This window comes from Novosphingobium beihaiense (assembly GCF_022832375.1).
GTDB lineage: Bacteria > Pseudomonadota > Alphaproteobacteria > Sphingomonadales > Sphingomonadaceae > Novosphingobium > Novosphingobium beihaiensis.
In genome coordinates this window covers 1-11,779 of record NZ_JALHLG010000075.1, presented here as the reverse complement: position 1 = coordinate 11,779, position 11,779 = coordinate 1, and the positions used below count along the sequence as shown (strand labels likewise).

Genomic DNA, 11,779 nt, shown 5'->3' with positions numbered 1-11,779 from the left:
GGGCGCTGCCGGGGCAGGCTTGCGTTCCGGAGGCGGAGCAGCCGGTTCGGCCGCGCGGGGCGAAGGGGCTTCCGGCGCGGGCTTGGGCTTCTTGGGTGCCGCGGCGCGCGCGGGTTTGTCGTTCGCCTTGACCGGAGACGGACGCGCCTTGAGGCCAAGGCGGTGCGCCTTGCCGATCACCGCGTTGCGGCTCACACCGCCAAGCTCTTCCGCGATCTGGCTGGCGGTGGACCCGCCTTCCCACATCTTGGTCAGCTTTTCGATACGCTCGTCAGTCCAGCTCATTCCCGTTCCATTTCCATGCCGGGGGAAAGAATCACCCCGAAATTCATGATGCCTGCTTGCCTCGCAAGGCCGCAGCCGATAGTCGCCGCTCCATGGCCGATCAAACGAATTCGACCGGACTGCCTGCTCGCACCGCGATGCCGCAGCCTCGCCAGTTTCCAGCAAAGGGTGCGCCCCTGATCCACCAGGTCAACTGGGTGGGGCTCAAGACACTCTATATGAAGGAGGTGAAGCGCTTCTTCAAGGTGCAGACGCAGACGATCTGGGCTCCAGCGATCACCACGATGCTGTTCCTGGTGATCTTCAGTGTCGCGCTGGGCCGCGGCGGCCGGGAAGTGCTGGGCGTCAATTTCGCGACGTTCGTGGCGCCGGGCTTGATCGTGATGGGCATGATGCAGAACGCATTCGCCAATGCCAGCTTCTCGTTCCTGTCGGGCAAGATCCAGGGAACCATCATCGATTTCCTGATGCCGCCGCTTAGCGAGGGCGAACTGATGCTGGCCATGGTCGCAGCCGCCGTGACGCGGGCGGTGCTGGTGGGGCTGGTGCTGGCAGGCGCCATGCTGCTGTGGCCGGACGTGGACCTGTCCGTCGCGCATCCCTGGGCGCTGGTGTGGTTCGGCCTGATGGGCGCCGTGTTCCTGGCGCTGCTGGGCTTCCTCTCCTCGATCTGGGCAGAGAAGTTCGATCATAACGCCGCCGTGACCAATTTCGTGATCGCGCCGCTCTCGCTGCTGTCGGGCACGTTCTATGTGATCGACAATCTTGCCCCGGCCTTTCAGACGATCAGCCGGGCCAACCCGTTCTTCTACGTGATTTCGGGCTTCCGGTTCGGTTTCCTGGGCATGAGCGATATTGGCGACACCAACCTGGCTGTGCTGCACAGCGCTATCGGGCTGGGCGTGCTCAATGCCGCTCTGGCCTTCGGCGTCTATCTGGTCCTGCGTTCGGGCTGGAAGCTCAAGAGCTGATCCGGATACCGTTTCCGGCGAAGGGCGCGGATGGCAGTGCGGGAATGCCCGGACTACGAAGAAGTCCTGGTCAGATGTTAACAGATAGTAATCCCTCTCAGACCTAGGGATTCCGCGTGCCTGTCCGTAAAACCCCCCATGCGGGCCGCAGTTCCGCGGCGGCGAACTTCACGCCTCATATCGTGCTGGCCGCGGTAGGCGTTGCCATGCTGATCGTCGGAACGCTGATCTGGTCCGGCCGGGAAGTGGACAAGATCTCCCGCCAGCGGGATCTCGCAATCGTTTCGCTGGTGCTCGAAGAGAGCATGGAGCACGTCGCGCATACGCAGGAAGCGGAGACGTTCTGGGACGACGCCGTGCTCGCTCTGCGCCAGAACCCGCTCGACATGGGCTGGCTGGACAGGAACATGGGCATCTGGTTCTACCGCTATGCGGGGATGGACGAAGTCTACATTCTGTCCCCCGCGAACGCGCCGGTCTACGCGATGCGCGATGGCAAACGCGTGGTGCCGGAATCCTACATTGCGGTAGAGGACGTGGCCGATCCGCTCGTCACCCGGTTGCGGCGCACGCATAAAGTCGCCCAGTTCGCGGACAGTGATATGACGATGCAGACCCCCGGGCAGATGGATTTTGCGGTCCTGCGCGGCCGCCCGGCCATCATCTCGGTCAAGCCGGTCGTCCCGGGCACAGGGCTTGTCACCCAGGAGGCGGGGCGCGAGGCGGTTCACATCGCAGTGGTCTTTCTGGACGACGATTTCTTCGCCCGCATCGGCAGCCAGTACGGCCTGGCCCGGGCGCGCTATCAGATCGCGCCCGGCAGGGACCCGCTCGATGCCTCGGCGCCGCTGCGCACCCGCGGCGGGCGCACGATCGGCTATCTGGTGTGGCAGCCTTTCGCCCCCGGCAGCCAGGTCACCGAGATCGTCGGCCCCACGCTGGTGCTGGTACTGATGCTTTCGACGGCGGTGATCTACGTGCTGGCGAGCCGTCTGGTCAAACGCACCACGGATCTGGAGGAAAGCCGCCTGCAGGCCGAGCACCAGGCCACGCATGACGGGCTGACTGGCCTTGGCAACCGCGCGATGTTCGAAGAGCGCTTCGATGAAGCGCTGGCCCGCGCGCGGCGCCACGGATCGATGCTGGCCTTGCTCTATATCGATCTCGACCGGTTCAAGCAGATCAATGACACGCTTGGCCATCCCGCCGGGGACGCGCTGATCCGCCAGGTGGCGCGGCGCCTCGTGGCGGAAGTGCGCCGCTACGATATCGTCGCGCGGCTGGGCGGCGATGAATTTGCCGTCCTCGTTCAGGAGCCGGAAGACCGCGCCGCGATCGACCGGATCTGCCAGCGGATCGTCGGACAGTTGGGGCTGCCGTTCAATGTGTCCGGCTCGCAGGCCTATATCGGTGCGAGCATCGGTGTGGCGATCGCGCCCGGCGATGGGCTCGACCGCACCGAACTCACCCGCAGGGCGGACATCGCGCTGTATCAGGCCAAGGCAGAGGGGCGCAGCCGCTATGTCCTGTTCAGCTCCAGCATGGATGAAGCCGTGCGCACGCGCGAGACGATGGAGCGCGAGCTGCGCCAGGCGCTGGCCGACCCCGATGCGCAATTGCGGCTGTATTATCAGCCGGTGTTCTCCCTCCGCACCGGAGAGATGACGGGGGTAGAGGCGCTGCTGCGCTGGCAGCACCCGGAAAGCGGCCTGATCGCGCCCGGCGCCTTCATTTGCGCGGCCGAGGAGTCCGGGCTGATCGAAGTGCTGGGCGATTGGGTGCTGCGCCGTGCCGTCCGCGATGCGCGGGCCTGGCCGGATCTGCGGATCGCCGTCAACGTCTCGCCCATCCAGCTGCGCAACCGCAAGTTCGCAGGCAGCGTGCGGGCGATTCTGACGGAAGCCGGATTTGCGCCCGGGCGGCTGGAGATCGAAATTACCGAAACGGCGCTGATGGCAGCCTCAAGCGAAGTTGCAGGCTCGCTGAAGGAATTGCGCGCGCTTGGCATCGCCTGCGCGCTCGACGATTTCGGCACCGGCTATTCCTCGCTCAGCCATATCCGCGACATTGCGGTGGACCGCGTCAAGATCGACCGTTCGTTCGTCCAGGCTGTGAACACCCCATCGGGCGCGGCCCTGGTCGAAGCGATCGTTGGCCTGGCCAGCGCGAACGGCCTGCACCTGACCGCCGAAGGGGTGGAGGACAACGAGCAGTATGCGTTCCTGAGCAAGGTGGGTTGCGATGAAGTGCAGGGCTATCTGCTGGCCCGCCCGATGCCGGCCGCTCAGATTACCGTGATGCTGGAGGAAGGCGCATCCTTCAGGCCGCCGCTGAGTGACGGCGATCTCCCGGAAACAGAGGCCTAGGAGAAGGACCGGCCTGTGCGCGGCACGGCCGCGCGCCAGGCGGAATCAGTGTGCGAGGCCGCGGCGCAGCTGATAGCGGCCGTCCCGGTACTCGTCGAAAATCTGCGAAAGCGAAGGGTGATCGACCGGCCCGCCATCGCTGTCACCCATCAGGTTCTGCTGGCTGACGTAAGCGACGTAACTGGAATCCTCGTTCTCGGCGAGCAAGTGGTAGTAGGGCTGCTCGCGCACCGGGCGCACGTCGATCGGGATCGACTGATACCATTCCTCGCTATTGGCAAAGACCGGATCGATATCGAAAACCACGCCGCGAAAGTCGTGCTGCTTGTGGCGGACGACATCGCCGATGGCAAAACGCGCACGCGTCAGCCGGGGAGCGTCGATGACCCGTCCGGCCTGGGGGGAGAAGTAGGACGCTCTGTTCATAAGGGGCAATATAGGTTTTGCGGCGGTGCGAGACAAGCAAGCCGGAGGATCGATCCCCGTTTTTTCCGAAAGAAGGGCTTGGCAAGCGCGATCAACTGGGCTACCGGCGCGCTTCGCTCGACCCGGCGGAGGCTTCCTCCGCATAGCGATCTCAGTCGGAGAGGTGGCAGAGAGGTCGAATGCGCCGCACTCGAAATGCGGTGTACGGGCAACCGTACCGTGGGTTCGAATCCCACCCTCTCCGCCAGACACTCGTTCCCAGCAGTGTGCAGCAGTCCACAGGGTGCGCCGCCATTTATCATTGATTTTATTGCAAAAGTCTCTTCTTGGCGAATTTTCCCTAACTTTAGCACCGGTTTATGACGGTCAACAGCAAGCGCTACCACCCACATTGGGGCATCATGTGAGCTGGTTTCGAGCGCTGACTCGTCCCGCTGGCCGCGTAATTTAAGACGAATGGCCTCCGGCAATCCCGGGATGATTCAATAACCACCACCTCTGCGGCACCGTAGGCTACATCTCACCAGCCGAGGTTGAGGCAAACTACTATGCGGTCCTCGCCCACCCCGATATGGTCGCCTGAGTCAAACCAAGCCTCCTCCGGAAACGCAGGGCGCTTCACGGGCATGAAGGTCCGCTTCGAGAGTTTTGATTGTCGCGAGCCGCTATGCCATTGAGTATGTCAACCAGTCGACGAAAACAGCCGCGCTCTGAACGATGCGCCGGTTCAGTCCCTCTCTACCAGTTTCACTAACATGCCGGGGCGCAGTTCCAGGTTCGGATCGATCCCGTTGAGCATCACGAACCGCTCGCGCTGAAAGTCGGGATAGGCCATTCGCTTCGACAGACTGTCTATCGTCTCGCCCTGCCTCACGCTGTGAATGCGTATATGCTTGCCGCCCACCTGTCCCGCCTCGGCGGCCGTCATGGTGGTGAAGCCTGCGATCATGGGGGTGAAGGTGGCTGCGCCGTCTCCTGGGGGAGTGACCATCGTCCAGACATACATCGCGCCGGGGAACTGGATGGCAAGGACCGTCGCATCCAGCCTTTGCCGGTTCGCGGTCGCGGTCAGGCTGGCAACCGCAGCCTTGCGATCGTTGATGGTAGTCTGGCGCACCTGGTTGGCAGACAACTGCCCGCCCAGTTTCCGGAAGCCCTCGACGACGGCCGCATCAAGCCGTGAAATGCCGGCCGCCATGCGCAACTGCGCCTGTCCGCGCGCTCCCGACACGGTCACTGCGTCGTCCGTGTTGCTGATGGAGTAGCCCTGCGGCGCGGTGAAACGGATCCGCAGGGTGGGCTGGCGGAATGTTTGACCGTCGATGACGCCCTTGGCGGGGTCATCGTCATAGCGCATGCCGTCCAGCATGCGCAGGAAGGCGGCGTCTTGCGGGGCTCGCGCAGGTGAGTCCCGCTGGGTCTGCTGCGCCAGGGCCCGTGCACGCGCAACCCGTTTCGCGTTGGAGGGATGGGTGCTCAGCCATGTCGGTGTCGCGTTCGCCTGCCGTCCGGCGGTTCGGGCCTGGAGTTTGCTACTGGCATCGAGCTGCGCCAGCACCTCGGGCGCACCCCAGGGATCGTATCCCGCCCCGATCACGTACCGTACGCCCAGAGTGTCCGCCTGATACTCCTGGTCCCGTCCGAATTTCAGGGTGTAGAGCTTGGAAGCCTGCTGCGCGCCTGCACCCAGCAACTGACCGAAATCGGACTTTCCCGCAACCGCGCCGACGATTCCCGCCAGCAGGCCGCCGATCGCCGAGGTCTGTCGCCTGCCAGCCGAGTGGCGTGCGGCCACGTGGCCGACCTCGTGCCCCATTACGAAGGCAAGTTCGTCCTCGTTGTTCATCAGCGCGAGCAGTTGGCGGGTGACGTAGACATAGCCGCCCGGAATCGCGAAGGCGTTCTCGATGGAAGAGTTGAGCAACTGCACCGTGAAATCGTCGCCCGCGTTCGCCAGGCCAGACTGCACCGCCACCTGCTTGCCCACGCGTTCCACGAACGCAGCCTGCGGTCCATCGTACCGCCCGCCGTATTCCGCGACCAGTTGCGGGTTGACCTTGTCCCCCTGCGCCCGCTCGGACATCGAGATGGAGCGAGCCTGCTGGGCCGAAGCCGCCACGGGTGAAAGGGTCGTTGCTGCCAGCGCCACGACAAATACGAAACCGCGAATGAGACCTCTCCTGAACATGTTTCGACATTAACAAGTTGCTTGCAACGCTTTGGTTTCCAGACACCTTGGCGGATGTCGTGTGTTCGATGGCGCTGCCGCCTCGTAACTTAGTCGCGGGCGATAGCAAAGGACGCGCAAATCCCGGCAGCCCCTATTCGCGGCTAGCCATCTTGCCGTGTTCTGCCACGTTGGCCAGGCAAATGCTGGATTTAGGCCGAAATTGCCGCTTTGCAGCCACACGGCGCGTACCCCAAATCGGCCATGCGGGAAAACATCTGATTGCCAAGGCGGATAGGGACATAGCAATCCAGATCAGTCCTTGCTTGCTTCCGCAGGAGATTAATCTTACTGCAACTATCAGGTTTGCAACAGTAAGCCTATGATCGCGCCGGTTCCCCGAGAGGGGATTAAAATGGGAACGCGGTGAGGACGGTTCGCTGTCCGAATCCGAGGCTGTCCCTGCAACTGTAAGCGGCGAGCGCGATGCACACGGGGTTTCGGCCTCAAGCCACTGAGCGAAAGCTTGGGAAGGCCGTGCATCAAGCCCTGACCCGCAAGCCAGGAGACCTGCCGGCGTCTGGTCGCTCTTGCCCGGTCCAGGGGATGGCCACGGCACGGTTCTTCCGAACGAGCGATGAACGTGCGGCGGGGGCCGCATCGGCCGCGTGACGGGCGCCTATCGCGCCTGCCCGCTCGCGCGATCGAACCGTTCGTGACGGCAAGCCCCTGCCCGGCAAGTTTCGGCGCTCGGGGGCAAGTAAATGCGATTTTCAAGGGTATCGATAGCGGCAGTTGTGACGGCGCTCGTATGTTGGGAAACTGCACCGGCTTGGGCGCAACAGTCTTCCAGCGCTGAAGAAAGGGTATCAACTGCACAGCCCGACGTCAGCCCGAATGCAATCGACCAGGTTGCGCGAACTGACATTGTGGTGACGGCCAATAGCCGTGAGGAATTGCGAAACGTCTTGTCTCCCGGCGTCGTCTCGGTCGTTTATCCCGATGACACGCGCGGCGAGCACAAATCGCTGCCCGATCTGCTCGATCAGATTCCCGGCGTCTTTGTCCGCCGGGTTGCAGGCACTGGCGGCTATACGACGACCAGCATCCGGGGCAGCGCACCAAGCCAGGTGAACATCTATATCGACGGTGTTCCCTATAATACGTCAAGTGAGGTCGCCGCCGACATTTCGACCATTCCCATCGAGAATGTAGAACGGGTGGAAGTCTATCGCGGGACCACGCCCGCCCGCTTCTCCGGCGCACCGCTGGGCGGCGCGATCAACATCGTCACCAAGCGGGCAACCGGCCTGAGCGGCACCGTTTCAGGTGGTGTGCGGTCATTCGGAGGATGGCAGACGTCGGCCAATATCAATGCCCCCCTGTTCGGCGGCAGCCTCCTGCTTGGCGTCGATATGGATCATAGCAAGGGCGATTTTCGCTACCTGGACTATGTTTTCGATCAACTCCGCAGTCTCAACGGCGGCCTTGCTCCTGACGGCAAGCCAATCACCTATTACGATCGGTATGATTTTCTGTTCGCGTCTTATGGACTGCCGGCTCGCAATCCCTCGCCGCCGGCCAATTTTCCGATAGAGCGCAGGCGCCTGAATAACAGCTTCCAGAAGGATAACATATTGGTGAAGTGGAACAGTGACCACTTCACCGCAAAATATTCCTATACTTATCTCAATAGGCTGATGCCGGTAAACATCCAGAATGAATATGAATATAATGATCTGCCTGAATATGCCTATCCGCTTCCTGCTTCGGCCTATGGAGACAATTACCCCTCGGTTCGAAACCCGCGCCTCCAACAAGTTCAGAAACAGCATGACGTTGCGCTAGGCTGGCACAATCGTTTTGGCAGGCTGGAAGTCGCCGTCGCGCTCAATGCGATGGATCAGGACAAGCATTACGCCAATCTCGATCAGTTCGGCCTGGGCGGGCTAGGCCGATTCTGGTCCGACTTCCGCACGCGCCGCTACGGCGGCCAGCTCGATCTCGCCTTTACGCTGGGCAAGGACGGACCGATCCGCCAGCGTATCGAATTGCACGCGCAGGGCAGCCAGGAGACAATGCACGCGGATGCGAGCGATCTCGACATGGGCATGCCATCGCCGGAGCAGGCGAACCTCTATCGGCGCTACCGCCGCCATCTCGTCAATTTCCAGGCACAGGACACGATCACGGTGCGCCCGCTTGGCGATCTGGAATTGACGCCGATCGCGCGGGTCGAGCGGCTGTTCGGGCCGGCGCTCGGAGAGGCAGAAAACCCTTTCGGACCTTCATCGGGGGATTATGGCTGGAAGCCCACATGGAGCATCAGCGCCAAGAAGAATTTCGGCGGTTGGCTGCTCTTCGCCGATTACGGCACTTACAACCGCTATCCCAATTTCTATGAGATTTATGGCGATGGCGTGTTCGTCCAGGCCGGATCGAGCGCATTGGGCAACATTACGCCGCTGCTGCGCGAACATGGCAACAACGCCGACATAGGCTTTGGATGGAACGGAACGGTGGTGGATGACCTCCGCGCCAGCTTCCGAACGACCTTCTTCCGGCGCAAGACCTACGATACGATAACGCTCTACTCGACGCCCATTGGCGGGAAATACATCAATTCTGGCACGACTGTCACAAAGGGCGTCGAGTTTGAGGGGAATCTGATCCTTGGCAAGTCTGCCGATCTGCAGGCGGCCGCAACCTATCAGAAGGGCCATTATGTCGAGGGCAGCTATTACACCTTCGGCGGGATCAGCGCTTTGCAGCGCGTCGGCGATGATCGCCTTTACACGCTCAACAATCCCCGCTTCACGGCCAACGCCCGCCTCAATCTCCATTTCCTCGATGGTGCGCTGACCACCTTTGGAGAGGTCAAGCATACCGGAAAGCGCTACACCTACCAGAGAGACGCGACCATCGACGGGAATGGTGGCTTCGCCTACGATCTACCGCTCACGACCATCGATCTTGGCGCTCACTACAAACTGCCGCATGGCTTGGCGCTATCGGCGGGAGTTAACGATGTCTTCAACGCAGGGCCGCGTCAGAAAGCCTATAATCCGAACTATTATAACCAGTTCAACTACAACTCGTCCGAGACCGATTATCAAAGCGTCACCGTCCCGACGCTTTATTCCAATGTCGGTTATCCCCAGCAGGGGCGCACATTCTATCTGACTATCGCCAAGAGCTTTGGCGCAGGGGACAAGGATCGAACCAGCGACCGCATCAAGCTGGATAGGAGCACTGCCCCTTGGACCGGCTTCTATGCCGGTGGCAGCATCGGGCGGGGCTGGCAGGCTGAACATGCTAACGAATCCCTGGCATTCGACACCAATGCCAACGGCGTCTTTACCGACTATGTTCCTGGCGCACGCGTATTCGATGAATGGTTTTTGAACTTTAACGGTAACGGGTTTCAGCGTGGCTTCGACGGTCGAGGAACGGCGCTGGGCAAGGTGGCGGCTGACGGCATTGCAGCAGATCGCAATCGCCGTCTGAGCTACGGATTTAGAGCCGGATATGATCGCCAGATCGGAGATTGGGTCATAGGTGCGGTCGGGGAATGGGCCAGCTACCGGCTGATCGATGCCGTATCGGGCTATGGTCTCCTTTTCCATGTCGATGATGTGATGGGCGAAGTTCTCGATGAGGACAGCTATGCTTTCACGCGGCGGCTGAACTCGATTGCGTCCCTGCGCCTGCGCGGCGGTTATTCGTGGCGGGGCCTGCTCGGCTATGTAACAGGCGGCTTGGCGCGAGGCGACGTCGATCACGGCTTCCTCACGACCAACACGGTCAATCGCTTTACGGAACGCGGCACCGGCAATCATCGCTGGGGCTATCAATATGGCTTCGGACTGGAGCATCGCGTTGCGGGGCCATTCACGCTCGGCGTCGAATTTCTCCACACGCGCCTGCGCGATGGCGAATACACTGTGCAGGCGGGCGTGAACCCTGATGCGCCGGTCTATAACGGCTTCCAGCAGTGCGCGACATGCTTCTCAACGGACATCAAGCGCGCATCTTCCCGCTATGAAATCAGTTCGGTTCGGCTGACGGCCGGTATCCGCTTCTGACTGGATCGGTGGCGGGCGGTTTGACCGGGATTCCGCGCGCTACCGCCATAAGAACATCCCGGTGCAGGAGACGTAAGATGACCACAACATCCTACACGGCCTATAGCCTCAACAGCTATGCCAGCACGCCGATCGGCATGGCTGGGCGCATCACTGACGATGGCAGCACCATAACGCCGCTGCCGAACATGAAGGTCTATACCGGCACCGGGGCGGGCGATCCACAGGTCGAAGGGTTCGCGGATACGGGCAACAATCTCCGCATCGCCGCGACCCGTTATACTGGCAGCGGCGGACCTGGGGTGGACATCTACAACGCTGAAACGGGCACGAGCGTCGCAGCGGACCGCACCTGGGCGAACGTGACAAATCTCTATGGACTGGTGAAGGTCGGCAGCTTCCTTTACGCGCTCGATTTCGACAATGCGCGCCTGGTAGAAATAAACCCCGCCACCTATCTCGAGACCGGCAAGATATTCAATTTTTCCACGGATCCGACCACGAGCGGCCTTTATACTTCCGGCACCGATTTCGTGCATGGGCAGGCCATCATTGAAATCGGAGGCGTTTTGTTCGGACTGTTCACGATCACGAACAGTAGCTGGACAACCTACAAGAACAGCGTGCTTGTGCGCTTCACTATCGGCTCCAGTTCGATCACGGTAGGATCGACCGCCTACAACAACAACATCGAGAAAAATGCTTTCCAGATGGCGGTCCAGGGGAGCGACCTCTATATTGCCAGCATCGGTGGCTATCAGAGCGCGGGCGCACCCAATACCAATTCCGCCCTCCAGAAAATCGCCTATGGAACATCCAATCTGACCACGGCGACCGTCAACACCGTTTTCGGCTACAGCGCGGCCTATCCCTATGAGGTCCGCGACATCAGCTTCAACGGAACGACCGCCTATGTACTCGTTGGCGCTTATGACAGCAGTTATGTGATGAAGGGCAAGCTGCTTCAGACGACAACGGCCTTTTCGAACTTTACGGCCATCAGTGACTTTTCGACAGGCGCCCCGGGCTATTTCTGGGCAGCGCAGTATATCGACAACAACCGCATCCTGTTCGCGAAGGGCAATCCGATCCTCTACTATAATGCGGCCAGCCCAGCGACGCCCGTGGCCACGCTTACAATCAGCAGCGGCAGTCTGATGGCTGCGCCCAACATCAGCTATGATTCGCTGAATGACGTGAGCTATGTCGGTGCCAAGACGACGACCCCATTGCGCGTTCGCGGGTATCGGTCGCCGGCACAGGTATCTCATTCCCCGCGCGGAGTGGCCGCGCGTGCCATCTTGAAGGGCAGGCCCGATTTGCTACCGGAGGAGTTGGAAGAACTGGAAGCATAGCTTTCCAAGCGATAACTCGAAGCCCGTCCTGGCGATACCGGGACGGGCAACCATCAATCCGTATAATCCGAAAATCACATCAGACTGTCCGAAAACTCGAAGAAGGATTCCCGCCTGGTTGGGG

General features: G+C 61.2%; 7 protein-coding genes, 1 tRNA gene and 1 riboswitch. Of the genes, 5 read left to right on the top strand and 3 right to left on the bottom strand.

Annotation, left to right across the window (positions count from 1 at the left end; genetic code table 11):
* Positions 1-285, bottom strand: a 285-nt coding sequence (locus MTR66_RS20735; protein ID WP_243924565.1) for a GcrA family cell cycle regulator, incomplete at its 3' end; no start/stop codon positions are given.
* A 92-nt stretch (positions 286-377) separates the two neighbouring features.
* Here MTR66_RS20735 and MTR66_RS20730 point away from each other — a divergent pair.
* On the top strand, positions 378-1,256 hold the full coding sequence (locus MTR66_RS20730) for an ABC transporter permease (RefSeq protein WP_243924561.1): 879 nt from the start codon (positions 378-380) through the stop codon (positions 1,254-1,256).
* A 116-nt stretch (positions 1,257-1,372) separates the two neighbouring features.
* On the top strand, positions 1,373-3,622 hold the full coding sequence (locus MTR66_RS20725; protein WP_243924559.1) for a putative bifunctional diguanylate cyclase/phosphodiesterase: 2,250 nt from the start codon (positions 1,373-1,375) through the stop codon (positions 3,620-3,622).
* Positions 3,623-3,667: 45 nt separating this feature from the next.
* Here MTR66_RS20725 and hspQ read toward each other — a convergent pair whose 3' ends face one another.
* On the bottom strand, positions 3,668-4,048 hold the full coding sequence (hspQ, locus tag MTR66_RS20720) for a heat shock protein HspQ (protein ID WP_243924557.1): 381 nt from the start codon (positions 4,046-4,048) through the stop codon (positions 3,668-3,670).
* Positions 4,049-4,205: 157 nt separating this feature from the next.
* Between hspQ and MTR66_RS20715 the strand changes: the two genes are divergently transcribed.
* A tRNA-Ser gene (locus tag MTR66_RS20715) sits at positions 4,206-4,295 on the top strand.
* Positions 4,296-4,775: 480 nt separating this feature from the next.
* On the opposite strand, the gene MTR66_RS20710 is transcribed toward MTR66_RS20715, so the two are convergent.
* The gene (locus tag MTR66_RS20710; RefSeq protein ID WP_243924555.1) at positions 4,776-6,197 is read right to left on the bottom strand and encodes a M48 family metalloprotease; all 1,422 of its coding nucleotides are present in this window, start codon (positions 6,195-6,197) and stop codon (positions 4,776-4,778) included.
* Between the two features lie 393 nt (positions 6,198-6,590).
* Positions 6,591-6,807, top strand: a riboswitch (cobalamin riboswitch).
* Between the two features lie 340 nt (positions 6,808-7,147).
* Here MTR66_RS20710 and MTR66_RS20705 point away from each other — a divergent pair.
* Together MTR66_RS20705 and MTR66_RS20700 are read left to right on the top strand one after the other, a co-directional pair.
* Entirely contained in the window at positions 7,148-10,300 is a 3,153-nt protein-coding gene (locus tag MTR66_RS20705) for a TonB-dependent receptor domain-containing protein (RefSeq protein WP_243924540.1), read from the top strand.
* Between the two features lie 77 nt (positions 10,301-10,377).
* Complete coding sequence (locus MTR66_RS20700) at positions 10,378-11,655, top strand: hypothetical protein (protein ID WP_243924537.1); 1,278 nt, start codon at positions 10,378-10,380, stop codon at positions 11,653-11,655.
* Positions 11,656-11,779 lie beyond the last annotated feature (124 nt).

Bases quoted from the DNA above. Each gene is read 5' to 3' on its own strand.
- MTR66_RS20730 (WP_243924561.1), top strand. From the start codon at position 378: ATGGCCGATCAAACGAATTCGACCGGACTGCCTGCTCGCACCGCGATG.
- hspQ (WP_243924557.1), bottom strand. From the start codon at position 4,048: ATGAACAGAGCGTCCTACTTCTCCCCCCAGGCCGGACGGGTCATCGAC.
- MTR66_RS20700 (WP_243924537.1), top strand. From the start codon at position 10,378: ATGACCACAACATCCTACACGGCCTATAGCCTCAACAGCTATGCCAGC.